Origin of the sequence: Microcoleus sp. LAD1_D3 (genome assembly GCF_036702135.1) — a bacterium.
In the GTDB taxonomy this organism is placed as follows: domain Bacteria; phylum Cyanobacteriota; class Cyanobacteriia; order Cyanobacteriales; family Microcoleaceae; genus Microcoleus.
This window is the reverse complement of the sequence record NZ_JAUBSB010000003.1, coordinates 76,150-102,384: the sequence shown is the minus strand read 5'-3', so window position 1 is coordinate 102,384 and position 26,235 is coordinate 76,150. Positions and strand designations below refer to the sequence as shown.

The 26,235-nt window shown below is 46.3% G+C and carries 16 protein-coding genes; 4 read left to right on the top strand and 12 right to left on the bottom strand.

Annotation, left to right across the window (positions count from 1 at the left end; all coding sequences use genetic code 11):
* Positions 1–234: 234 nt before the first annotated feature.
* Positions 235–483, top strand: coding sequence for a transporter suffix domain-containing protein (locus QUA74_RS02355; protein WP_333324582.1), 249 nt, complete (start codon positions 235–237; stop codon positions 481–483).
* Positions 484–543: 60 nt separating this feature from the next.
* On the opposite strand, the gene QUA74_RS02350 is transcribed toward QUA74_RS02355, so the two are convergent.
* Complete coding sequence (locus QUA74_RS02350; protein WP_333129130.1) at positions 544–1,572, bottom strand: hypothetical protein; 1,029 nt, start codon at positions 1,570–1,572, stop codon at positions 544–546.
* A 116-nt stretch (positions 1,573–1,688) separates the two neighbouring features.
* Between QUA74_RS02350 and QUA74_RS02345 the strand changes: the two genes are divergently transcribed.
* Positions 1,689–1,823: a hypothetical protein gene (locus QUA74_RS02345; RefSeq protein ID WP_333324580.1), complete on the top strand. Its 135-nt coding sequence runs from the start codon at positions 1,689–1,691 to the stop codon at positions 1,821–1,823.
* A gap of 43 nt (positions 1,824–1,866) precedes the next feature.
* Here the strand turns inward: QUA74_RS02345 and QUA74_RS02340 are convergent, their stop codons facing one another.
* From QUA74_RS02340 to treZ, 7 genes are all read right to left on the bottom strand, one after another.
* Positions 1,867–5,070: an efflux RND transporter permease subunit gene (locus QUA74_RS02340; protein ID WP_333324578.1), complete on the bottom strand. Its 3,204-nt coding sequence runs from the start codon at positions 5,068–5,070 to the stop codon at positions 1,867–1,869.
* Between the two features lie 180 nt (positions 5,071–5,250).
* Positions 5,251–7,116: an efflux RND transporter periplasmic adaptor subunit gene (locus tag QUA74_RS02335; RefSeq protein WP_333324576.1), complete on the bottom strand. Its 1,866-nt coding sequence runs from the start codon at positions 7,114–7,116 to the stop codon at positions 5,251–5,253.
* 277 nt (positions 7,117–7,393) lie between these two features.
* The gene (locus tag QUA74_RS02330; protein ID WP_333324573.1) at positions 7,394–7,990 is read right to left on the bottom strand and encodes a PadR family transcriptional regulator; all 597 of its coding nucleotides are present in this window, start codon (positions 7,988–7,990) and stop codon (positions 7,394–7,396) included.
* A gap of 718 nt (positions 7,991–8,708) precedes the next feature.
* Positions 8,709–9,221: a DUF4112 domain-containing protein gene (locus QUA74_RS02325; RefSeq protein ID WP_333324571.1), complete on the bottom strand. Its 513-nt coding sequence runs from the start codon at positions 9,219–9,221 to the stop codon at positions 8,709–8,711.
* Positions 9,222–9,382: 161 nt separating this feature from the next.
* A complete protein-coding gene (dnaK, locus tag QUA74_RS02320) occupies positions 9,383–11,290 on the bottom strand; it encodes a molecular chaperone DnaK (RefSeq protein WP_333324569.1) in 1,908 nt (635 codons plus the stop codon).
* A 544-nt stretch (positions 11,291–11,834) separates the two neighbouring features.
* Positions 11,835–14,630, bottom strand: a complete 2,796-nt coding sequence (treY, locus tag QUA74_RS02315) for a malto-oligosyltrehalose synthase (RefSeq protein ID WP_333324784.1) — start codon at positions 14,628–14,630, stop codon at positions 11,835–11,837.
* 439 nt (positions 14,631–15,069) lie between these two features.
* Positions 15,070–16,893 carry a malto-oligosyltrehalose trehalohydrolase gene (gene treZ / locus QUA74_RS02310; protein WP_333324567.1) on the bottom strand — a complete coding sequence of 608 codons (1,824 nt, stop codon included), beginning with the start codon at positions 16,891–16,893 and terminating at the stop codon, positions 15,070–15,072.
* 316 nt (positions 16,894–17,209) lie between these two features.
* Between treZ and QUA74_RS02305 the strand changes: the two genes are divergently transcribed.
* Together QUA74_RS02305 and QUA74_RS02300 are read left to right on the top strand one after the other, a co-directional pair.
* Positions 17,210–19,270: an amylo-alpha-1,6-glucosidase gene (locus QUA74_RS02305; protein WP_333324566.1), complete on the top strand. Its 2,061-nt coding sequence runs from the start codon at positions 17,210–17,212 to the stop codon at positions 19,268–19,270.
* A 35-nt stretch (positions 19,271–19,305) separates the two neighbouring features.
* Entirely contained in the window at positions 19,306–20,346 is a 1,041-nt protein-coding gene (locus QUA74_RS02300) for a glucokinase (RefSeq protein WP_333324564.1), read from the top strand.
* Between the two features lie 465 nt (positions 20,347–20,811).
* On the opposite strand, the gene QUA74_RS02295 is transcribed toward QUA74_RS02300, so the two are convergent.
* The 4 genes from QUA74_RS02295 to QUA74_RS02280 all read right to left on the bottom strand — a co-directional run bounded on the left by QUA74_RS02295 (position 20,812) and on the right by QUA74_RS02280 (position 26,170).
* Positions 20,812–21,390 carry an REP-associated tyrosine transposase gene (locus QUA74_RS02295; protein ID WP_333324562.1) on the bottom strand — a complete coding sequence of 193 codons (579 nt, stop codon included), beginning with the start codon at positions 21,388–21,390 and terminating at the stop codon, positions 20,812–20,814.
* A gap of 147 nt (positions 21,391–21,537) precedes the next feature.
* A complete protein-coding gene (locus QUA74_RS02290; protein ID WP_333324560.1) occupies positions 21,538–21,987 on the bottom strand; it encodes an EVE domain-containing protein in 450 nt (149 codons plus the stop codon).
* Positions 21,984–24,335 (bottom strand): FHA domain-containing protein, encoded by a 2,352-nt coding sequence (locus QUA74_RS02285; RefSeq protein WP_333324559.1) that lies wholly within the window; start codon positions 24,333–24,335, stop codon positions 21,984–21,986. The genes QUA74_RS02290 and QUA74_RS02285 overlap by 4 nt, the downstream gene beginning before the upstream one ends.
* Positions 24,336–24,412: 77 nt before the next feature.
* Complete coding sequence (locus QUA74_RS02280) at positions 24,413–26,170, bottom strand: ABC-ATPase domain-containing protein (RefSeq protein WP_333324557.1); 1,758 nt, start codon at positions 26,168–26,170, stop codon at positions 24,413–24,415.
* Positions 26,171–26,235 lie beyond the last annotated feature (65 nt).

Below are 26,235 nucleotides of genomic sequence, written 5' to 3'. Positions count from 1 at the left end.
AGATGTGAATTTGGGCGTTGCTGAATACAGGTATGGATTCAAGATTTCCCAATTGCTATCAGCCCACTATGGTGAGTTTTGTAATATCAAGCGAAAAGTTTATTCATACCGTGAATCAGCCACGCCTGAATTTGTAGTCACTCGGCGATTGACATCGCTACTATACAAACAAAATCCACTCCCAGCGGACTAAGAGATAAAGGGAATATCAAAGCTGTATTATTATGTGAATCTATGCAAAAGCTCGGTTTGTTTTTATTTGTCATATCTTTTTTGCCGTGGCTGGCAATCTTTTTGGTTATGCCCTTCCTGCCGCTGGACATTACCCAAAAAACTACTTTATCTGTCGTTCTAGCTGTTGTGGCCGAAGTGTGTTTTTGGATTAGCGTCGTGCTGTTGGGGAAAGAAGTGGTTACCAAATATCGGCGTTATTTGAATCCCCGCTATCTTTGGAAAAAAATCAAAAAATTTAACCGCCGATGAACCGGAATCGACGCAGATAAGGAGCCTGGAGGTTGGCTTTTATCTGCGGTCAAGGTTGAGCTATTCGCTGAAAATTTGCAAGCGAATAGAGCGTTCTCCATCTCCAAAATCCACTTCAATCTTTTCTCCCGAAAGACTGTCCAAGCATCCCAAAAGCAACCGCAAATTCGGTGTGCTTGCTCCTGTATCCACGTACAATCTATCTGCCAAACTGCCTAAGCGTTTCCAAATAGTGTAGAGTTTGACTACGGTTTGTTCTAGCTGTGCGGCTTGTTTTACAACGTCGGCGGTGGTTCCCAAACAGCCTACTCGCAAAGATTCTTCTAATGCCATTTCCATGTCTAAGTGAGACTGATTGAGAGCTTGCACTTGGGCGGCGGCGTCGAGATATTTTGATAAGTTCTTGGCGTCGGATGTTAGCTGTTTGACAGTATCTACGTCGGGATTTTCTGCTACTTCTTTTTGAATTTCGCTTTGGTGAGATGGGGAGAGTTTCTCCATTTCTTTGACTAAAGGAGCGAGGTAGCGGGAAGGTAGAGAACCGGTAGATGCTTTTTCTTTGACTTCTTCTGGCAATAAATCTGAGTTCATTGCCATCCATTCGTCGGATAGTTGTTTGACTTCGCGGCGGGTGATGCGATCGCCACTGGCTGCGGCATCTGTTACCATTTGCTGCACTTCGGGAGATGCTTTGGCGGTTTCTACAAAGGCTCTTTTGCTGAAGTTTCTAATGGAATTTGGGTCTAAATCTCCTTGCTGGATCAGAGTATCAGCACTATTAGCTAATTCTATCAAAGAATAGGCTTGACTTTTGCCAATTTCTCTTTCTTTGAGCCAGTTCAAAAACCCTGTGCCGCGTCCTTCGCCGCCTTTTTTTTCTCTGTCTCGGACTGTTCGGAGAATGCGTCCCCGCCAAATGTCGGTTTGCAAGTCGAAGCGATCGCACACTTTCCAGGCATTGTCAACCTGATTTTCAAAATCAAACTCTGGTATTTGTTCGTCTTCGGGGTCTGGCAATTGGAAATTGATATCGGTAAAGCCGTTGAGGGCTTCTGCAAGTTCTGCGGGATTTAGGGGGACTTCAGCCATTAGGAAAAATTTGTGTAGTGCAACAGCCGGTTTAATTGGTAACTTGCACGGGTTGACAGTTGAGACGCTATATGTAGCGGTAAGGTAGGCAAGATTTACCTACTAATAGAGCTTTTGTGCAAGTCATATCATTATTGCACGATGGGGTGCGATCGGGCGATCGCTACCTGCACAAAAAATATTCTCCGCGAGTGACCGCACAGCGTCGCAACACTCAAAAAGTTGGTGACACAGATAGTGGGGTATTTTGAAGAAAGAGCCACTAACCGGATAGTTAAAGGAACTAATTACCAACTAAAAGGGCGATACTTTATCGCGTTCAACCTCCTCGCCTGGAATTGTTTTGCCGTTCAAAGTTGTACCATCATCGGGCAGATTGTCTAATCGATCGCGCTTCCTAAAGCGATCGCGAGCCGAGACAACCACCACATACAGAACCGGCACTATAAACAAACTCAAGACAGTAGAAACAACCATCCCCCCCGCGATCGCATTCCCTAGCGATCTACGACTTGCCGCCCCGGCACCTTCCGGGTTAATTAGGGGAGCAATCCCCAAAACAAATGATAAAGAAGTCATCAAAATCGGCCGTAAACGCTCTTGAGAAGCCTCGACTGCTGCCTTAGCAATTGAATACCCCCGTTCCCGCAACTGGTTAGCAAATTCCACAATTAAAATCGCGTTTTTACTAGCCAATCCAATTAACATCACCAAACCAATCTGGCAATAAACATCATTCGCCAAACCCCGCAACGACTGAGCTAAAAGTGCACCTAAAATCGCTAGAGGTACCGATAGCAAAATAATGAAAGGATCGACATAATTTTCGTACTGAGCAGCCAAAACCAAAAACACAAAAATCAGCCCCAAACCAAAAATTATTGGTGCTTGACCCCCCGACTCAATTTCTTCTAAAGAACTCCCCGACCATTCATACCCAAAACCAGACGGCAAAACTTCAGCCGACACCTTTTCCATCGATTTTAACGCTTGTCCAGAACTCGCTCCCGGAGCCGGAGAGCCACTAATTTCAATTGACCTATATAAATTGTAGTGGTTAACACTTTGCGCTCCCACCACCGGAGTTATCTTCACCAAATTGCTCAAAGAAATCATTTCATTCTTTCCAGAGCGGACATACAATTTACTAATATCTTCAGGGTTATCACGAAACTGTTTATCCGCCTGAACATACACCCGATAATTGCGCTGCTGCAGATTAAAATCATTCACATACTGAGAGCCCAGAGCCGTTTGTAACGTACTGAAAACATCATTAATGGGAATATCTAGAGCCTTAGCTCGATTGCGGTCAACTTCCACAAGTAACTGAGGCGTATTCGCAGCAAACGTACTAAATACCGCCTGCAATCCGGGCGTCTGATTCGCCTGCTTTAAAATACCGCCCATCGCCTGAACTAGAGAATCTAAACCGCTGTTACCTTTGCGGTCTTGCAATTGAAATTGGAAGCCTCCAAATTGACCTAAACCTTGAATGGCAGGCGGATTCACAGGGAAAATTCTAGCTTCTGGAATCGCGAAAAACTTACCCCGCAATTTACCAATAATCGCTTGTACGGTTTGATCTTCACCTTCCCTTTCTTTCCAAGGTTTAAGGGTAGTAAATATAATCCCCTGATTGGAACTATTACCACTAAAACCAAACCCACCTACAGAAAAAGTTCCCACAACTTCAGGAACTTTGAGGATTTCTTGTTCAACTCCGTCCATCACCTGCTGGGTGTATTGCAGCGAAACGCCTTGAGGCCCTTGAATAATTGTCAGAAAATAACCCTGGTCTTCCTCTGGGATAAATGCTGTCGGTACTGCTAAATAAAGCCAAGCGGTGAATCCCAGAGAAGCGATAAACAACAGGGTAACAATGGTTTTAAATCGTGTTAAGAATATTAAGGAATCTCTATATTTCTTTTGGATCCAATCCAGAAAAATATTAATTCGGTTAAACACCCAACCCAACGGGCCGCCAAACTTCTTACCTGGGCGCAGTAATATAGCCGCAAGTGAGGGAGTAAGAGTAACTGCCATAAATGTAGAAAGCAGTACGGAAAAAGCAATTGTTAGGGCAAATTGTTTATAGAGTGCTCCCGTTGTTCCAGGGAAAAATGCCACTGGTACGAACACGGCCATCAATACTAAGGAAGTAGCAATTACAGCACTAAAAAGTTCCCGCATTGACTCGGAAGCTGCTTGGCGGGCATTCATACCTTGGCGGACTAGACGGTCAATATTTTCGACTACGATGATAGCGTCATCAACCACTAAACCTGTTGCTAAGGTAAGACCAAATAGAGACAAACTGTTAATCGTAAAGCCGAAAGCTTTGATAAAGGCAAATGTCCCAATCAACGAAATCGGAATTGTGAGGGTGGGAATAATCGTAGTGCGCCAATCTTGCAGGAAAACAAAAATAACTATCACCACTAGCAAGACTGCTTCAAACAGAGTTTTGACTACTTCGGCCATTGACTCTTGGACAAATTGAGTCGTATCTAGTGCGATTCTATGTATCACCCCGGGAGGAAAGTTTTTAGCTAACTTTGCCATTTCTACTTTGACGGCGTTGGCAACATTTAGAGCATTACTTCCCGGCAATTGATAAATCCCTAAACCCACCGCGTCATTACCTCGAAATCGCAGAAAAGAGTTATAATTTTCTGCTCCTAATTCTGCTCTACCAACATCTTTTAGCTTAACTAAAGTTCCATTTGTTTCGCTTTTAATAACGATGTCTTCAAATTCTGTGGGGCTTTTTAGACGACTTTCTGCCGTCAAATCAATCTGATACATTTGCCCTTCGGGGGCTGGTTCTTGCCCAATTGTTCCTACACCAACTTGCAAGTTTTGTTCATTAATTGCTCTTGTTACATCTTGCATTGTTAGCTTACGAGCAGCTAATTTATTGGGGTCTATCCACAGGCGCATAGCATAGCGTCTTTCCCCAAAAATTCGCACATCGCCCACGCCTTTTACTCTCTTTAAAGTATCGGCTAAATAGAGGTCGGCGTAGTTGCTTAAAAATATGGTATCGTATTCTTTATTTTCGGTGAATAATCCTATAGCCAGCAGCAGGCTGTTAGATTGTTTTGTAACTGTAACTCCTGTGCGTTGTACGACATCTGGCAGTTGTGGTTGAGCAACTGCCACTCGATTTTGCACATCGACGGCGGCGATATCTTTGTCGCGGGAAGTATCAAAGGTGGCTGTAATGGTGCTAGTTCCACTGTTAGTGCTACTGGAAGTTAGATATTTCAGTCCTTCAATGCCGTTGATTTGCCTTTCTAGGATGTTTGTTACCGCATTTTCGACAACTTCAGCATTCGCACCGCTATAGTTGGCTGTGACGTTGATTTGGGTGGGGCTGATGTCGGGGAAGCGTTCGATCGGCAATGTGGGAATGCTGATTGCGCCTATCAAAACAATAATTAAGGCGCAGACGCTAGCAAAGACTGGTCGTTTAATAAAGAAATCTGCAAACATTATTTGGGTAATGGGTAGTTGTTAGTTGATAATTGGTAATTCCTAATTGCACTTCAGTCAAAAATTAAAATAGCTCCCTTTTTTATAGCGGAGCAATCAAGTAGTTTCAGGTAAGGTACGTAGTTGCGCTTTAGCGCTCTTAATTCACCTATTAAGAGCGCTGAAGCGCAACTACATACCTTATTTTTGGCTTGCTAATGGTAATTTTTCCCCTGCTGCTTTCCCTTCCTCTTGAGCCATAATGGGAGCGCCGTCTGTCAGGTTAAGGATGCCTGCAGTAACAACTTTTTCCCCGGCTTGCAAACCTTCGATAACTTGATAATTATTCCCCTCAATGGCTCCCAATTTCACGGGCTTTTGCCGCGCTACTAAAGGTGGCATTCCAGGTTTTGGCTGTTCCGGCTTTTGAGCTGTGAAGACAAAAGTTTCCCCACCTAAGCGAGTAACTGCTGTTACTGGAACTAAAATTCCGGGGTTCTGTTTCCAGATGACTTTAGCTTTTACAAACTGGAGATTAAGCAGTTCGCCGGTGGGGTTGGGAAAGGTGGCTTTAGCTAAAATTGTTTGGGAATTGGCGCTGACGTTCGGGGAGATAAAGCTGATTTGACCTTGGGCGATCGCCTTACCTTGAGCGTCGAGCATTTGTACTGGCAGCCCTAAGCGTAATTGAGGCTGCCGTTCCAAAGGAATTGATAACCGCAAGTCTAGCAATTGGTTCTCTGTCAGGGTGGCGATCGCATCACCTTTTTGCAAGTTATCACCTACTTTCACTGGTATGTCGCCGATGACTCCCGCGAAGGGCGCGATGACAGCAGTTTCTTGCAGTTGTACTTCAAAGCCGCGCACTTGAGCGGCAGCCTCGGCAACTTGCGCTTCAGCTTGATCGAGCTGTTCTTGGCGCGTACCGTTGGCTAACTGCGCTAATCTGCTCTTGGCTTGTGCGACTTCTGCTTCGGCTTTGGCTATTTCCTCTGGGCGCGAACCGTTTTGCAATTGCCGCAAAGCTTGCCGCTGCTGTTGCAAGGCTGCGGTCCGGCGATCGATCTCGGCTTGTCTGTTCTTTTGCCGCTGCTCGAACCGCCTTTGAGCTTCTCGGAGGTTGGCTTTGGCGCTGCCTTCTTTTTGGGTGTATTGTTCGAGGGTGTTCGCGGATTCTGCGCCTTCTTTTGCCAATGCCTGATATCTGGCAAGTTGCTGGCTGGCTAACTTTGCTTCGGCTGTGCTTGCTTCTATTTGCGCTCTTGCTTGGGCGATGTCTTCTAAGAGGCTACCTGTTTGGGCATCGGCGAGGTCAGCTTCAGCTTGGGAAACGCGGGCTTGGGCTTGACCAATCTCTTCGGGGCGACTGCCCGATCGCAGTTGGGCTAGGTTGGCTTGGGCTTGGGCGACTTGGGCTTGAGCTTGGGCGATTTCTTCGGGCCTGGCTCCTGCTTGCAATTCGGCTAAGTGGGATTGAGCGCGGATCAGGTTGGCTTGGGATTGCCTCAAGTCAGCTTGGGCGCTGTCGCTTTTCATGCGGGCGATGGCTTGCCCTTTGTTTATAAAGTCCCCGGATTTGACAAAAATCTCCGTGACTAGCCCTTCTGCTTCGGGTTTGATTTCTACTGAACGCTTCGCCTCTAAGCTGCTGACAAATTCCGAAGCATCTTGGACTGAGCTGGTTTCTAGGGCTGCAAGCTTGACTGGTATGCCTGGGGGTTGGGCTGCTGCTGCCGGTTGCTGTGCGCGATTATGACCCGATTGCCACGAGTACCAGCCGAAACCTGCTGCGCCTGTGGCGATCGCGATCGCGGCAATTAGGGGCCAGCGCGATCGTGGTTTAGCAACCGGTTCGGGGCGATCGGCAATAGGCGGAAAATCCTCTGGTCGATCGCTGTCTGCATCGGTTGGGTGCTGTTCCGGTTTAGCAACAGGTTCGGGGCGATCGGCAACGGGGGCCAAATCCTGCGGTCGATCGCTGTCTGCATCGGTTGGGTGCTGTTCCGGTGTGGGAGATTTTTGCTCTTCAACTTCAACGACGGATTCTGGGGATTTAGAATAACTCATGGGCAGCACCACTTAGATTTTTTTTAACTTCTGACTGAGACTTGGGCGAAATCTTTGATTTTCCGGCGTTCCCCTCAAACATGGGGGAATAAGGACAAGCGATTTTAAACAGGATCGAATCGGGAAAGTCTCTTTTTAAGGTGGTTGGGGTATGTGCAGGGCTTTAGTCCGATCGCAGTTAGCAAAGCCAGGGAGTGATTATTTTTAGGAAAGCTTCTTGTTATCTCTCAAAAGCTACGATCGCAGGGAAGATTACACATCCTTCTTATGAGTCACCTTAGTGGCTGAGTTGGAAGGATTTTCCCTTAGAGTCGGCGGATTCGGCGGAGGTTGGGGAATCACGCACTCCGGCGATCGCACTTTTTTCCTTGGCTAGTTGCTCGGTTAACCACTCTATCTCTGAGGCCAGCACTGACTTGCAGCGATCGCGAGAGGCGAATTGATAGTCGTCGGTTAGTGGATATTCGCTCTTGAGGCTTTCGATGTAGTCTTGCCGGGTGTAACAGGCTCGCAAGCGGTGTTCCAATAGCTTCAGCCGTTCTGCGGGTTCTAAGTCGCCAAAAAAGAAAAACTTGATTTGGAACCGGGAACCACTGTTAACCCAGCTTTCTTGAGGGTGTTCGAGCATTTTTTGCCGCCAGAGATCGCGCCCTTGAGCGGTAATTCCGTAGATTTTGCGCGGACAGCCCGCATCTCCGGCTTCTTCGGCAATTGTCGCAATCTGGCCTCGCTCTTCCAAGCGCTTCAGCAGCGGGTAAATCGCTCCATAGTTGACGCTGATGCAACTGCTCATAAACAGCTCCAGTTTTTGCTTTAGCCGGTAGCCGTGCATGGGTTGCAACTGTAGCAGCCCAAGGGCTGATAATTCAAGCATTTATATCAATTTGATATTATAGTCTGGATTATATCACTATATCGAACTCAAGGGCGATCGGGTCAATAGCTAGTTTCCAAGAAAATTGAGAGTTAAATACACATTTAATAAATTTTGTCAATACCCTTAAGAGATATTATTCTAGGTTCGAGAAAGGGCGATCGCTTTATATAGAACCCATTTGAGATAGAAGAAGAGTGCTTATTTACCTCGATTTCGGTCAAAGGAACGGCAGCATCTCACTTTGAACACAAGTGAGATGCTGCTTGGTCTTTGATGTCTCCGAAGTGCTTTAATAGACTCTGCTCAATAGCTGCGATTTCTGCCGCATATCTCTTCTGGGTAAAAGCACCAAAACTTTTCTTGCCATGGGCTGGTTAAATTTTAAAACCCTCACACATTTTAGTATTTCTTGAGGATTTATCGCCGCCGCTATTTTTTCGTAGCTGATAGTCCTATCATTTCTGTCAAGTCTTGCTACAAAAGAAGTGTGGGGTTTATTTTCCGAGGCCCTGTTTCTAAGGTGCCGATATGTGAGATTGTCGATTTTTATTGATAAATTAAAGAATAACGACTCACCTTAAGGCTACTTAAATCCCAATGTTATTACCTGCGAATAATCATCCTCTAATATACTTTATTAAGTACAAATCATCCCGATTAGATGCTTTTACCATGACACAGCCAGAGTGATTTAGGTTTATCCTAAAACCCCAACTCAACGCCCTGTAACTACTCGAAATAACCACCCAAAAAGCATCACGCTCAAGAAAATCACGCCTCCGACAATTAATATCAAACCCAATAACAACGCCGCCACAAATAGCCAATCGGCTTTTTTGCCTTGTTCAGGGGAACCTAAATGAGCATCCAGCAATTCTATATTTTTGACATTAGCTTTCCAAGCAACATCCAACAAATCTCCTGCTACCGGTACAGTACCGGCAACTGTATCAAATACGATGTTAGTGGCCATTTTGACTAAAGTCTCTTGTGGCACTCCCATTTGAGCGGATTTGAAGACAACATATCCTGCAAAAATTGAAGTGATTAAATCGCCGCCGCCCGGTATAAGTCCCAATATCGGATCGAGTCCAATGCGGTATTTTGTGCCGGGAATCGGAATTGCATTGTCTAGTAAATGGCTGATCCGGCGGAGTCGGCGCAAGGATGCAACATGAGATTTATTGAGAGTATTTGGGGAGGAATTTTGTATAGGAGAACGTGACATTTTAGATTACTCCTGACTTTACTTCTTAGTCCGCTTCGAGTGGACTTCGTTTGACAAGAAGCGACTTCAATCGCCGAATCATCTTTCATCATACAGAGAAACCCGGTTTTGAACAAAAACCGGGTTTCTTGTTTCTAGCTTAGGGCTTTTAGTTTAGCCTGCTATTTGTTGCCTTCAGTGAAGTCGGCGTCAATCACGTCGTCGCCGCCGCCAGTAGGGCCGCCGTCTCCATAGCCACCAGGGCCGCCAGGGCCATCAGTTGGGCCGCCTGCTTGCTGGTACAGGTTGCTGCTGACAGCGTAGAATGCTTGCTGCAACTCTGTTGTCAAGGTTTTGATGCGATCGTCATCTTCACTATTAATCGCATCGCGTAAGTCTTTGATCAGCCCTTCTACCTTAGTCTTGTCATCAGCAGGAACCTTGTCTCCAAGTTCTGCCAACTGCTTCTCAATTTGATAGGCTAAAGAGTCGGCTTGGTTTTTGCGATCGATCTTTTCGCGACGTTCCTTGTCAGCAGAAGCATTCGATTCGGCTTCCTTCACCATGCGATCGACTTCATTGCTAGGCAAAGTAGAAGCACCAGTAATGCTAATAGATTGCTCCTTGCCAGTACCTTTATCTTTCGCAGCTACATTCAAAATACCGTTAGCATCGATATCGAAAGTAACTTCAATTTGAGGTACGCCACGGGGGGCAGGTGGAACTCCATCTAAGCGGAAGGTTCCCAAATCCTTGTTATCATTCGCCATTTCTCGTTCGCCTTGCAAAACGTGAATTTCCACGTTAGTTTGGCCGTCTACAGCAGTCGAGAAAGTTTCTGACTTCTTGGTAGGAATAGTGGTGTTGCGGGGAATGATTTTGGTCATCACGCCGCCCAAGGTTTCGACGCCCAGAGACAGCGGGGTAACGTCGAGCAACAAGATGTCTTTGACTTCGCCAGAGAGTACGCCGGCTTGAATTGCTGCACCGACTGCGACCACTTCATCCGGGTTTACCGTTTGGTTAGGGTCTTTGCCGAGGATTTTTTTGACCAGTTCTTGCACCGCAGGAATGCGTGTAGAACCACCAACTAAGACGACTTCATTAATTGCAGATTTGTCTAATTTGGCGTCGCGGATCGCATTTTCTACGGGGATGCGAGAGCGATCGATCAAATCCGAGCACAGTTCTTCAAACTTGCCCCGCGTCAAAGTCGTGTCCAAGTGTTTTGGCCCGTCTTGAGTCGCGGTAATAAACGGCAGGTTGATTTCTGCTTGAGTAACGCTCGAAAGTTCAATCTTGGCTTTTTCTGCTGCTTCTGTCAGGCGTTGCAGTGCTTGTTTGTCTTTACGGAGGTCAATTCCTTCAGCTCTTTGGAATTCGTTAGCGATGAAATCAACAATTTTTTTATCAAAATCGTCACCGCCGAGGTGAGTGTCTCCAGAAGTTGCTAACACTTCAAACACGCCGTCGCCAACTTCTAGAATAGATACGTCGAAAGTACCGCCACCTAAGTCAAATACCAGAATGGTTTCGTTGCTCTTTTTATCTAATCCGTAAGCTAAAGCTGCTGCTGTAGGTTCGTTAATAATCCGCAGCACTTCTATACCGGCAATTTTTCCCGCGTCTTTGGTAGCTTGGCGCTGGGAGTCGTTGAAGTAAGCGGGAACAGTAATTACCGCTTGGGTAACAGTTTCGCCGAGGTATTTGCTGGCGTCTTCTACGAGTTTGCGGAGAACTTGTGCAGAAATTTCTTCTGGGGCAAATTGCTTGCCGCGGGCGGGACAGTCTAGTTTGAGGCTGTTGCCGACTTTGAGGACTTTGTAGGAAACTTCAGTGGTTTCGTGGGTTACTTCATCAACCCGACGCCCGATAAACCGTTTTACTGAGTAAAAGGTGTTTTCGGCGTTCATCACGGCTTGACGCTTGGCGATTTGTCCGACAAGTTGATCGCCATTTTTAGCATATGCTACTACGGAAGGTGTGGTGCGACCCCCTTCGGCGTTGGCTATGACGGTGGGTTTGCCGCCTTCCATAACTGCGACGCAGGAGTTTGTCGTACCTAAGTCAATTCCAACTACTTTTCCCATAGGGGTGTTCCGGCTCCAATCTCTACAAAATTTTGGTGTTTTATCTGTGCGATAGTCTGGTTATTCAGGACTGCGATTTTACCTCGCTGTTTACGGGTAGTGAGTCCTGCTTTAATACAGTCTTCGATAGGGTGCTGATCTCTATACTGCGGGCGGTAGACCTTGCGATGAAGGGGTATTTACCGAACCTGTTGAGGGACGGTTGCATCCGTGAGGCTTGCACCGCTACAGTTGTTGACTGCTTTGCTTTTCTTTACTCTTCCCAATGTACGGTGTGCGATCCATTCGGGTATTGTGGCAAACCGTATACGTTGTGTTGTATTTGCCGTCTTATGTGTATAAATTTTGTTTGGTTGGTAGGGGCGATCGGTTTTTTGACTTCAAATCAGGTTTAATATCAATTCTGAAAAGGGACACGGCTATGCAGTGTCCCTACCCGTTTACTTCCAGGCTGTGCCTGGGAAGCAATATTTTATTGAGGGAGAGCCTCAAGTCCGCCTCCTGGGAATCTCGGAAAATTCTTGAATTTTCCAGTTTTTGATTGCTATTTTTTACCGATCAGCAGAGCTGCAGGAAAGTAAGTGAGAGCTTCACCAATTGCCAACGTACCGTCAGTTTCTACAGCCTGATTTGTAATCGCATCTTGCCAAATAGACGGCATTTCGTCGGGCAATTGCAAATTAGTATCTTTCCAGACTTGTTTGCCGATCGGCATTTCTTCTGGTTTGACAATTCCCGTCAAAAACCGGGGAGCAATGACAATAACGGTAGTCTCTCCAAAGCTTCTGGCAAAGGCAACAACATTATCTTTAAACGGCCCAACTGCTTGCAGAGGCAGATAATCGCCTGATTGAAAAACTTGCAAGTATTTTTTTCTCGCTTCTAGGGTTCTTGCCGTCAAAAACAACTTAATTCTCGCGTCTTCCCGCGTCGCAATCAAATCTTCAACCAGTTGCAAAATATCCGTCTGAGCTTGCTCTTTAATTTCCCGCAAAACCTCGATTCTGCGATCAAAATCAACGGGACGGCGGTTATCCGGATCGACGTGGCTTAAATCCCAGAATTCCGTCCCTTGATAAATGTCGGGAACGCCCGGAGACGTGATTTTCAGCAGCGTTTGAGATAAAGAATTGAAAATTCCGTAATTAGCTACTTTTTTACAGAAAGGTGTAAATTTGTTGAGAAACTGATTTTGTTCTGAAGGTTCGAGAACGGTATCGACAAAGGTCATAAAACCAGCTTCGTAATCGTTATCCGGTCTCAGCCAAGCCGTATAAACTTTTGCTTCGCGGACAGCTTTAATCACATAATCTTTCAGGCGATCGACATAATCAGTGTTTTCAATTCCCTCAAAGGGAAAACTGCCGAGCAGAGTTTGGTACAGGAAGTATTCGTCATTAGTATCTGGAACCATTCGATTCGCAAAGTTGACTTTCTTAGAAGAGTTTACCTCTCTCCAAGACCTGACTTGCTGTTCCCATTCATCGGGAATTTCTGACAAAACGTTTATTCTGGCTCGCACATCTTCGCCGCGTTTGGTATCGTGGGTAGCTGTAGCATTCATTTTGTGCGGCCAAGCGACTTGCTGCTGTTTGTTGAACTCGTGAAAATCTACCAGCGACACGCCGAACTGGCTGGGATTTCCTCCCACTTCGTTAAGAGATAAAAGCCGATAGTAGACGTATAAAAGTGTGTCTTCCACGCCTTTTGCCATTAATGGGCCCGTCAACTGCTGGAGTTTCATTACAAAGTGCCGACGCTGCTCTTTTTGTTCTGGTGTTAGAGTTTCTTCTTCTTCCAGCAACAGCACCGTTTCGATAAAATTAAGTTCCTTGAGGAGTCGCGGTACTTGTTGTTTGGCATGGGCGATCGCATATTTTACGTAAGTGCGATCGGACTCTCTCAAACCGTCTTGATTGATGTAAGTTCGGTAGACTGGAAAAATCGTCAAAACAGCCGCCAATGCTTTTTCCAAACCGGGACGAGTAAAGTCATTTCCCTGTCTCGATTGACCAGAGATGTTCTTCAAAAGTTGAGCTAAATTGTCTACATCTCCCGCCAAGTTTTTCTCAACAATCAGTCCTTTTTTATCTAAAAACAACTGTTCGTAGGGAGCGGTTAAGCGAGTAAATCTCTGATAGATTTCGGTAAATTGCTGTTCGCGATCGCACCGACAGAAAACGCCGTTTACGTAATTCAAAAAGTCGTAGCCGCTCGTTCCCTCAATCGGCCAATATGACGGCAAATCTTCTTCGTGTTCCAGAATCTTTTCAACAGTGATGTAAGTGTCTGGGGTTTTCTCCCGGAGCCGTTTCAAATATTCTGTGGGGTCGTATAGTCCGTCGATGTGGTCGATTCTCAATCCGGTAAACTTTCCCTCATCAACCATGTCGAATATCAGAGCATGGTTTTTGTGAAAAACTTTAATCTCTTCAACTTTTACCGAAATAAGTTCGTTGACTGTAAAAAACCTTCGGTAGTTAATTTCTTCGGCCCCCACTTTCCAGAAAGACAGACGGTAAAACTGCTCGGAAAGCAAATCATCTAGCAGATTAAAGCTTTCAGGATTGCCCTTTTCTCCGGCAAAAAATTTGATATTTTCATCGATAAATTCCTGCACAAGGGGATTTTGATTGTAGAGTTCCCACAGCAGTCCTTTGACAAAAGCTATCTGATCGTATCGGGTTTTACCTTTAGTTTCTGAAGGGGTATTTTTAATTAAATAAAGAATTCCTAAAAACTTGATAAAATCTGGATGCCGTCTGCCTAATTCTCTGGCTAAATGCCCCAAATTATGACTGATAAATTTAGCATAAGATTCAATTTTTACTGGCAATTGTAAGCTATAATAATTGATGGTCAGCCCAATTTCGCTGTATTTGAGTTGAATCTCGCCATTTTCCAAACAATCTCCATAAAAATTTCCTAGCAGCGGAGCCAGCACTCGACCCCTGAGATGTTCGTAAGCGTGATTCCATTCAATATCGAAGTAATCGAAATAGTCGGAATCTGGCCCGTGTTCCAATACGTCTAACAGCAGCAAATTTTGAGTGTCGTAAGCCATGTGGTTCGGGACAATATCTTGCAGCCATCCCATGTTCCGTTTCTTGATTTCGTATGTGAGGGCTTCAAAGTTTTCTGATGTTCCCAATTCGGGATTGAGCTGATTGGAGTCAACGACATCGTATCCGTGAGAGCTGCCTTTTCTAGCTTTAAATATCGGCGAAGCGTAAACGTCGGTAATTCCTAATTCTTCCAAATAGCTAAGGATTTGTTTGGCGGCTTCAAAGTTAAAACCTCCATGAAATTGAATCCGATAAGTTGTTGTGGGAATTCTCATCATTTTAATTTTACTCCTGGTTTTTTAGGGTTTTCTTTTTTAATATATGAGGCAGAGCCTCCTCGACTGCATTCCTCGGCAGAGGGCATTGGTGTCAACTTAAGAATGAAACCCCTGATAAATCTCGCTTTTAACTGAGTCTCGATCCCCCTAAATCCCCCTTAATAAGGGGGACTTTGAGAAAATTCCTGTCCCCCCCTTATTAAGGGGGGCTAGGGGGGATCGAACCCTAATCGTCAGACAGCAGACCGATACTACGTTTAACATTAAGTTGTCACCAATGGGCACAGGCTGGGAACGACAGAGGCTCTGCCTCCCGTTTCTTGTGGGACTACATTCCGCGGCATAGCCTGAGAATGAGAGAGGTTCTGCCTCCTGTTTCTTGTTCCTAGGCTCTGCCTGGGAACGCCTGTATTTGAGGCTCTGCTTCCCGTTTTAATTACTCTAATTCATAGAGTGCGAAACTCTGCGGTTTAACGGTCAATTTTTGCTCTGAATTTATCTTTTCAGGCAAGCTAGAACCTGAACCCATCCATTTTTCATCAGCCGAGTCTAAAATTTTGTGACCGTTGCCTTGGGGCAGTGCAGCCGTAAAAGCGACATCTTGCGTGTTGAAGTTTAGAATGCAGAATATCTGGCTGTCATCTGTCCAGCGACGTAGAAATAAGATTTTTTCCGCTTCAATGCTGGAGACTTCTAGACTGTTTTTGTCGAGTTTTTTAAGGGCTGGTATTGTCCGGCGCAGTTGAATCAAATGTTGGTGCCATTCCCAAAGGATTTTGTGTTTGCCTTGGGTTTGTTTTTCCCAGTTTAACTTACACTTATTGAAAGTCTCAGGACTCTGGGGGTCGTGAAACTCGCCTCGACCTTCAAAGATTTTAAATTCTTGTTGTTTGTCTTTGCGGATAGCTTCAATTAAGTTTTCGTCCGAGTGGGAAACGAAGTAAAAAAACGGTGCTTCTTCTCCGTATTCTTCTCCCATAAAAAAGAAGGGAATGTAGGGAGAAATTAAGACTGTGCCTGCTGCAAGTTTCAATCCTTCAAAGTCAATTATTTTCGAGAGTCTGTCTCCCAAAATGCGGTTGCCGATTTGGTCGTGGGTTTGGGCAAACACCAGAAACTTATGACCCGGTTCATCCTTAACAGAATTGCCGTGTTTCCGCTTTCTGTGGGGGGCGTACTGGCCGGAGTAAACAAAGCTTTCTTTGAAGGCTTTTTCTAAGTGTTCGCACTTGCCGAAATCTTGGTAGTATCGGTCGTCTTCTCCGGTGAGCAAGGCGTGCAGTGCGTGGTGGAAATCATCGCACCATTGGGCGTCTAGTCCGAAGCCACCGAGTTCTTTGGGACGTATAGTGCGGACATCATTTAAGTCACTTTCGGCTATTAAGTAAAGTTGCCGTCCTAGTTCTTGGGAAATATCGGCTGTGGCATCGGAGAGTTCTTGTAAAAAAGGTCTGGCACCTACTTCAAATATTGCTTGAATTGCATCTAATCTCAGGGCATCGATGTGATAGTCTCGAAACCAGTAGAGGGCGTTTTCAATAAAGTAGTTGCGTACCCCGTCGCTGTAGGCGTCGTCGAAGTTGAGGGGGTCTCCCCAAATCGAGCCGTATTTTGATGTAAAGTAGGGGCCGAAGTCCCTGAGATAGTTTCCTTCGGGGCCGAGGTGGTTGTAGACTACATCGAGAATTACTGAAATGCCGTGTTCGTGGCAGGCGTTGACGAGTGTTTTGAAGCCTTCGGGGCCGCCGTAGGAGTTCTGAACGGCGTAGGGATATACGCCGTCATATCCCCAGTTTCGATGGCCAGGAAATTGGGCTACTGGCATTATTTCGATGGCGTTGATTCCCAATTCTTTAAGTTGTTTTAGCTGGGGAATTATTGCTTCAAATGTTCCGGCTTGGGTGAATGTGCCGACGTGCAGTTCGTAAATAATCATTTCGGCTAGCGACACGCCTTGCCAATTTGTGTCAGTCCAAGTAAAGATATTTTCATCTATTACTTGCGACGGAGCGTGTACGCCTTGGGGTTGATATTTTGAGGCTGGGTCTGGTCGGTCGGTTTTTCCTTCGATTTGGTAAGTGTAAAGGGTTCCTGGTTCGATGTCTGTAGCTGTGGTTCGCCAATAACCTTCTGCTGATTGTTGCAGGGGTATCAGGCGTTTTTTTGGGGAAACAATTTGGACTGCGATTTGTTTGAGGGTGGGCGCCCAAACGGTAAATTCACATTGGTTATTGCCGAGGTAATTTGCTCCTATCTTCACTTTGAGCTGTTCTCCTTATAAAATAGGTTGGTAGTTCGATCGCCCGACGCGCTATCAAATCCTTGCCCTTAACGTTCAGCGCCTGTTTAGACGGTAATATTACTTAATATAACAAACAACTAACTTTAGACAGAGGCATCAAAGGCTAAAATTGTGTACGGGGCAAAAGTAGCGGTTGGTGAAGCCGAAATTACAGCAGGAATCGGCACGGGGGCGATCGCCAAATTAACGGCCTGCAAGGGTTGATATTTCTGGTTGATATTATGTCGAAAATCTACCTAAAGGTAGGTCAAAAATCAGCGCGAGTGTGTAATTTATGGTTATGGCTTTTGGACGGGAAATCTGCTGCAATCTCGACTCGGCGGAGTCTCGCGAGTGGTTGGTCACAAACGGGATCGGCGGTTACGCTAGCGGGACGATCGCGAATCTCCTCACCCGCCGCTATCACGGCCTGCTGGTAGCCGCCCTCAAACCCCCGCTGGGACGCACTTTGATGCTCGCCAAGCTAGACGAGACGGCTGTGTATAACGATCGCCCCTATCCGCTTTATACAAACCGCTGGGCCGACGGTACGATCGAACCCCACGGCTACAACTACATCGAAAGCTTTCACCTCGAAGGCACGACGCCAGTTTGGAGGTTTGCTCTCGCCGACGCTATCCTGGAAAAGCGGATTTGGATGCAGCAAGGTGCTAACACAACATATATTCAATACCGCCTGCACCGCGCCTCACAACCGATCGCCCTCGCTGTCAAAGCCCTGATCAACTATCGCGACTACCACCACACGACGAGCGTCGGCGACTGGCCGATGAGCCTAGAAACCTTGGAAAGCGGGGTCTGCGTGACTGCATTTCCTAAGGCTGCACCCCTGTACCTGCTGACAGATGCCCCACCAGAGGCCAAATTTCGAGTCTCTGCGCCCTTATACAATTGGCATTACGGATTTGACCTAGCAGCCGAAAAGCGCCGCGGATTGGACTACTGCGAGGATCACTTGCACGCGGCGACTTTTCACATGACGATCGCACCGGGAAGTTCTCTCACATTGATAGCCAGCACCGAGAAAAATACCGAACTCAACGGCGGTACAGCTTTAGAAGTGCGTCGCACTTATGACCAACAACTGCTGCAAAACTGGTCAAAAGTGAGCGAATCTCCCGACTGGATCAATCACTTAGTGCTAGCCGCCGACCAATTTATCGTCAGCCGCCCGCTACCGGAGGAACCCGAAGGCAAAACGATCATCGCCGGATATCCCTGGTTTAGCGACTGGGGGCGCGACACGACGATCGCCCTACCCGGTCTCACAATCTGTACCGGGCGAGGGGAAATTGCGCGATCAATTTTGCGGACATTTGCGCGGTATGTCGATCGGGGGATGCTGCCGAACCGCTTCCCCGATGCGGGCGGCGCACCGGAATACAACACCGCAGATGCCACCCTTTGGTACTTTGAGGCAATTCGCGCTTATATCGATGCCACGGGGGACGAGGAACTTTTGAGCGAACTCTGGCCTACTTTATGTGAGATTGTTGATTGGCACATACAGGGAACTCGGTATAAGATCCGCGTCGATCCCGATGACGGTTTAATCTACGCCGGGGAGAAGGGTGTGCAACTGACTTGGATGGACGCGAAAATCGGCGATTGGGTGGTGACGCCTCGGATTGGTAAGCCGATCGAACTCAGCGCGCTTTGGTACAATGCTATACAAGCTATGGCAAGTTTTGCTCGAAAACTGGGCAAGCCTCACAATGAATACCAGCAATTGGGCGATCGAACAGCCGCCGGATTTCCTCGCTTCTGGAACGCCTCAACCGGTTACTGTTACGACGTTCTCGACGGCCCCGACGGAAACGATAGTTCCCTGCGGCCCAACCAAATATTCGCCGTATCCCTGCCCCTACACTCGATTCCTCCTCACTCCGCCAACTCCTTGTCAGCGGGGATGCGCCAGGAAACCCGCTATACACCGTTACTGACGCCCATCCAGCAGCGTGGCGTGGTGGACGCCTGCGCTCAACAGTTGCTCACTTCTGTCGGCCTCCGCAGCCTCTCGCCGCAGCACCCGCAGTATCGCGGCACATACGGAGGCGACCAATTGCAGCGCGACAGCGCCTACCACCAAGGCACAGTTTGGGGCTGGCTGATTGGCCCGTTTGTCTTGGCGCACTTACACGTATACAAAAACCCAGCACAAGCTCGCGAATTCCTAGAACCGATGGCACATCATATAATGGCCGGCGGAGTTGGCAGTATGAGCGAAATTTTTGAGGGCGACGCCCCCCACTCGCCGCGGGGCTGTACGGCTCAAGCTTGGACTGTGGCTGAGGTGCTGCGGGCTTGGTTGGCAATTAATACTGTGGGTGTTTAAATGGGGAATGTTATCTTTGGTGGAAAAAGAGATTTATGGCATTATTATTAGCGGGCGATATTGGCGGGACTAAGACAATTTTACGCTTGGTAGAAAGGACTGCTGATGGTGAAATGAACGCTCTTTACGAGTTTCGCTATCCGAGCGGGGAGTTCCCTGATTTAGTACCGATGGTGCAGCAGTTTTTGACGGAAGCTGCTATGAAATTGGATTTTGCGCCAGTGCCTGAAAAAGCTTGTTTTGCGATCGCAGGCCCGGTGGTTAACAACACTGCAAAACTGACTAATTTGCCTTGGCGCCTGGATGCGAAACGTCTGGAACAGGAATTAGGAATATCACACGTTAGTTTAATTAATGATTTTGTTGCGGTTGGCTACGGCGTGTGCGGTTTGGATGCTAAGGATTTGCACACTTTGCAAGTTGGAAAACCCCAACAACACGCTCCAATTGCTGTGATTGGTGCGGGTACTGGTTTGGGAAATTGTTTTGCAATTCCCGACGTAAATGGGGTGAGGGTTTTTTCTTCGGAAGGGGGACACGGTGACTTTGCGCCGCGATCGGAGTTAGAGTTTGAATTGCTGAATTATTTGTTGGCAAAACACGACATTCCCAGAATATCGATCGAGCGAGTCGTTTCGGGACAGGGAATTGTGGCAATTTACCAGTTTTTGCGGGACAGAAAATTTGCCCCGGAATCAGCGGAGGTAGGGGAAATTATCAAACAATGGGAGTCAGAAGTTGGGAAAACTGAAAAGACTGTCGATCCGGGGGCGACAATTGCACAGGCGGCACTCAAAAAGTGCGATCGGCTTTCCGAACAAACAATGCAAATGTTTGTAGAAGCTTACGGTGCTGTCGCGGGAAATATGGCTGTGTCACTTTTACCTTACGGTGGTTTGTACATAGCTGGCGGCATCGCTCCTAAAATTTTGCCACTGATTCAAGAAGGGGGTTTTATGCGAGCTTTTACCCACAAAGGCCGGATGGATTCGCTGTTAGAAATGATGCCGGTGAGATTGGTTTTAAATGATAATGTAGGGTTAATTGGAGCGGCTGTTTGTGCGGCCGGTCTTTAGGATAATTTTAAATAGTTTGGGCGGGCAAGATGCCCACCCCACAAGAATTGTTGTGGCACAGGCATCTTGCCTGTGCAAATAGTTTGGGCGGGCAAGATGCCCACCCCACAAGAATTGTTGTGGCACAGGCATCTTGCCTGTGCAAATATTTGGGGCGGGCAAGATGCCCACCCCACAAGAATTGTTGTGGCACAGGCATCTTGCCTGTGAAATCCTTGTGGCACAGGCATCTTGCCTGTGAAATCCTTGTGGCACAGGCATCTTGCCTGTGACTGAAGCTTGTGGCACAGGCATCTTGCCTGTGACTGAAGCTTGGGCGGGCAAGATGCCCACCCCACAAGAAATTCAGAAAAAGCTAAACTTCATAAGTACATGGACAAAAATACTTACACATATATAATTTTGTAAGGCTCACAGAAAGAGAATTTTAGATTCTATTTTGTGTAATTAATTCTGTCCAACTACTTACATTTGCCAGAAAAAAGGGTATTCCTCTGGAGTCACTGAAAGACCAGCTTTGACAGGATTTTGCCTAATATATTCCCAAAAAGCCTGAAATTCTCGTTCATCTCTGACAATGTGGTCATGTCGCTCATCCTGCCAGACAGTACCAATATGCTTCATCACCTTGGGAATTTGTTTAGAACTGTAGCTTTTCATACTGTGTAGAATGCTGCTGAGCAACCAGAATTTATTATCCGACTTTTCTAAAGGCTGCATGAGCATATGCACATGATCGGGCATTACAACTAAGCAAAATATTTGATACCTTTGCCTATCAAAAAACTTGCAAGCATTGAGGACAACTTGCCTCGCAGCCGGAGTTAATTCCAGCTTTTCCCAAGTATTAAAAGTGATGAAATAGACCGCTCCTTCTAACTCCCAATGAGGTAAATTTCTGTAAGTAACTTTTAATTGAGCATCTCGGAGTTTAAGTGGCAGACTAGAAGCCTGTCCCACAAAAAGCTGATATTGACCTGTGGGGTGGGCATCTTCCCCGCCCAAATCCTGATTGCTTGCCTGACTCAAATTTTCGCGAATCATATTACTAAGCACAACCACAACTTAGTAGAAAATAGCCTAAAAAAAGCAAAATTTCAATACCCTTACCGAGGATTTTTGTAAAGTCTTTAAGCATTGTGGGGTGGGCCGAAGAGCCCGCCCCAAATATGCAAGTTAAATGGTCACAACTCATCTCATCTGCAAAATCTTCTGGGCAGCAACTTCAGATACCGGCATCACCGATAACCGATTGCCTTTCCTCACCACCAAAATCTCATCAGCACTAAACTTTTGTTTCAGTTCATCCAAAGATATTAACTTAGCAAATTCCTCAACAAACTCAACTCTCACAGTTTCCCAGCGAGGCGCCTTTAACTGCGATTTAGCATCATAATATTGGCTATTCATATCGAACTGAGTTGGGTCAGCAATCCCTGTTTCCACGACGCGCACTAACCCGACAATACCCGGAGATTTAGTATTAGAATGGTAAAAAAATACTAAATCTCCCCGACTCATTTCTCGCATAAAATTGCGCGCTTGATAGTTGCGAACGCCATCCCAAATAGAAGTGCGATCGCCCTTCAAGTCCGCAATACTATAAACATCCGGTTCCGACTTCATCAGCCAATAATTCATAGAATATCTTTCCGCTTCTGCAACCACAGAGTCAACATCAAATAAACGAAAATATGCACGCACAAAATACCCCAATTTAAACCCAAATTCTCCCAGGTTGGATCGTAAACCGGAGTAGGCTCAAACGGCTGAGGAAGCGTACTCCCATCCGGTAATGTAGTAGGTGCGGGCACCATCGCATTCACATTAACTAAAGAGCCGTAAGCCCCCACAGACCAACGGCTTAACATCAGCCAAGAAAACTTGCTCGCCGCACCTTCCATCTTAAACAAAACTCCCGAAAAAATAATCTGAGGTAGCAATAATAGAGGCAAAGCGCTGTTAGCTTGAGAGCTATTTTTAACAATCGCGGAAACCACTAATCCGAGACTTATGCAGCTCAGCAAAGTTAGGAATGTGGTAATACTTGCCCCCATCGCCCAGGAAATAAAACTCGGTTCCGGGGATTTAAAAGAAATCAAAATAACTCCTACCATTAACAGCGTTTGCAATACTGCTAAACCAGAAAGTATGAAAAATTTTGAACCCAAATAAGCAAACAATCCTAAGTTTACCAAACGTTCGCGCAGATAAATAGCAGATTCTTTAACAATTTCTTGCAGAGAAGTTGCCAGTCCTACCCAAATAGCTGCACAGGTAAATACAAATAAAACTCTGAGCGCTAAAGGTGCTAAAGTTGCCTCCGGCGCTCCAATTAACGGGTCTTTATCTCTGACGGCTAGCCGCAGTAAACTAATGCCTATCGGAGCCGTTAAAAGAGCTAAACTCAAGTTAACTAAGTCTCGAGAAATAAGCTGAAAATAGCGCTGGGCGAGCAAAACGAGTTGTTTTACAAAAGATTGAGATTTTGATGCAGAAGGTATTTTTGCATTAGCCTTGCCTGTGCTGAAGTGGTTGACAATATAGCGCTGATAGTAGGGGGATTTATTAAACTTTTCTCCCCAGCTTTGAACGTTAGTTTCTCCTGTTTCTAATTCGTTGTAAATGTCTGCAAAATCGCCCGTTTTGACATCGAAAAAATCGAGCGCTTCCCTAGGCGGGCCGAAGTAACAAAGGCGTCCGCCGCGACCCATAAAAACAATACGATCGCACATCGTGATATTTGCCGTCGCGTGAGTCACCAGAATCACCGTCCGGCCTTGATTTGCCAACTTTCGCAGCAGTTGCATCATCTTCTTATCCAAACCCGGATCGAGTCCTGAAGTCGGTTCGTCTAAAAAGAAAAGTTTCGGGTCTGCTAACAGTTCAACTCCAATACTGACCCGCTTTCGCTGTCCGCCGCTAAGCTGTTTTACCAAAGCCTTGCGACGGTGAGTCATTTCAATATCTTCTAAAGTTTTTGCGACTACCTGCTTGACATCTGTATCGGGAGGTAAGCGCAATTTAGCTGCATAACTCAAGACTTCTTCTACTGTCAAATCTGCGTGTACAATATCATCTTGAGGCACGTAACCGATTTGATTGCGGTAAATATTGAAGTTTTGGCGCAGGTTGTCGCCGTTGAGAAACACAGCGCCGTTAGTAGTTTTTTCAATGCCTAAAAGCGTCCGCATTAAAGTAGATTTACCCGCACCGCTACCGCCGACTAAAGCCACAAACTGCCCCGGTTCGATCGCCAAAGTGATGTTATCCAAACGCTTCGGAATCACCAGACTGTCAGCATCCAAACGAATTTGATGGCCGGAGTCTTGCATCTCCAACTCACCGCTGCGGTAAGTTAGAGTAAACGAGCCGATCCGAATTGCATCTCCCTCGGACAACTGTAGAGAATTTGTCACTCGCTGACCGTTAACAAAAACCCCGTTAACGCTGTGGTCTCGCAAAATATAATTGCCGCGACTGTCTTGGTCAATTGTGGCGTGGCGTCTAGAAACAAGCGGCGCATCTAATTGCAGCGAAGCGTTTGGATCGCGGCCCAACAAAACCGACCGATTCTTAAGAAGAATTGACTGCTTGCTAGGGACAGCAACCTGATTCGCCAGCGGATTAAAATAACTCAGCAAAACTTGATTTTGAGGATCGAGACCGATTTTAATTTCTGTGCCGTTTTTCAGACAATAACCGTCATTGGGAGTGATGCGAGTGCGATCGACAAATAAGCCATTAGTGCTCGGTCGCTGCCCGTCACCGTCGTAAATCCAGTAATTATCCCCAATTTGGCGCAAAACAGCGTGAACGCCCGAAACTGCCCGCCAGGGTTCGGGAATGACTAAATCCGCACGAGTGCGATCGCGCCCCAATACGTGCTGCTGCTGTTTTAACTCTAGCTGTAAAACCTCGCCTTGATTGCTTAATACTAAATAAGGTCGATCGCTTAAAGCAGTCAGTTGTCCTATATTGCCTGTCATACTTCAATCGCGGTTTTTGCACTCACTTTCGCCAGCATATCAAAAGTAGGACAACAATACACTTATATTAAGCAAGTCTACTTAGCAACAACCGACAAACTGCGAAGCCGATTAATTGCCGCCGCCAATTCAAACCGTCGAAACATGGCAAAATCCCCTTCAGGAAAAGGCGATAAAATATCCATCCCCTGCGCCTCAATATCTGCCATCACCAAATCTATGATTTCCGACAAAGTGCGTTTCCCGTCCATGTATTGCTGCTTAGCATAAACCATTGCCGCAGCGATCGCCATTAACTGTCCGCTGTCCACAATTTGCTCAACAGCACCCAAATCAATCTCCTCAGTTCCGAAAGCCAATTCATCAACATCCCGCACCTTCACCCGCACATCTCGCCGTCCCCGACTCGGATCTAAGCTAGCAGGAATCGGCACTCTTTGAGTAATCTCACCAAAAGTTTCTCCCCCTTCAGCAGCACGGCTAATCGGGTAATTTATAGCAATTTCTTTAGCTTTTTCCGTCACATCATCTGCTTTAAAATTTTCCATTGCAATCACAGTATCTGCCACATCAAAATAATCGCCGCTTCCGCCCATGACTAAAATAGTCGATACGCCCAAATCTGCGTATAACTGTTTAACTTTATCAATAAACGGCGTAATCGGTTCCTTATCCTTAGCGATGAGTTCCTGCATTCGGCGATCGCGAATCATGAAATTCGTCGCTGCGGTATCCTCATCCACCAATAAAACAGGCACTAAATCCTCTTCTGAAGAAGCGACTAATTCCAAAGCCTCAATAATATTAGCAGCTTGCGACGTGCTACCGCTCGCATTCTCAGTATAAAATTGTGCAGTATCTCTACCTTGTGGCAAGTGGTTAATAAAAGGCGAAATATCAACTCCCGCAACACTTCTGCCATCTTCCGCTCTAATTTTCACTGCCGCCTGATTAGTCACCACAAATTCCCGGCCATCTTCCGGAATTCGGTTGTAAACTCCCAACTCGATAGCCCTGAGTAAAGTTGATTTGCCGTGATAGCCGCCCCCAACAATCAAAGTAATGCCAGCGGGAATACCCATACCGGAAATCAAACCGCGATTCGGACAATTAAACTCAACTTTTAATGACAGCGGCGACTGAAAAGCCACAGCATTATTTAACAAAGGGCTGTTGTCAACACCGCTGCGGCGGGGTAAAATAGAACCGTCAGCAACAAACGCAACTAATCCTTTTTCAGCTAACTGCTGCCGCAGCCAGTCAGCATCTTCTACAGTTTCAACGTGACGGCGACATTCAGCAGCATTTAAGTTAGCATACTTCAGAGAATTGCTGACAATTTGCGGGATATCTTCGCACAGCATTTCAGCAGCTTGTCGCCCTAAAATACTGCGCCCGCCCGCTGGAAGTCCGACGGCAAATCGCAGTTCAACTCCTCCTAAATCTTCGATATCGGATGTATTTGAGGAAATGATAAATGCGGAAGTTCGCTCTAAAACTTCTTGTCCGAAGCCAGTCACTGCAATCATACCGCTTTTGCCAGTGCCGCGTTTGCTGCTGATGCTGTAGGCTGCTTTGTCAAACTGGCGAGTTAGGTAATCTCGCAAGGCTATTTCTCGACTGCGAGACTTGAAAAGTTCGCCAGGAATTTGAGCAATGTTTGGCGGAACTAGGACTCTAAATTTACTGGGAGAAGCAAACGGATCTCCCTGCACGTAATCAATAATTAATGTGAATTCAGAAAAGTCGTAATTACCTTGAATGTCTTTGTAGGCTTTGTAGCCTCGATTGTCTAGTTGCAGTAAATGCCGTTGCAGGCTTTCTTTGTTAGTCATTTGTGAGAAGGAAGAAGGAAGAAGGAAGAAGGAAGAAGGAAACTTGGGAACTTCACTGGTTCCCA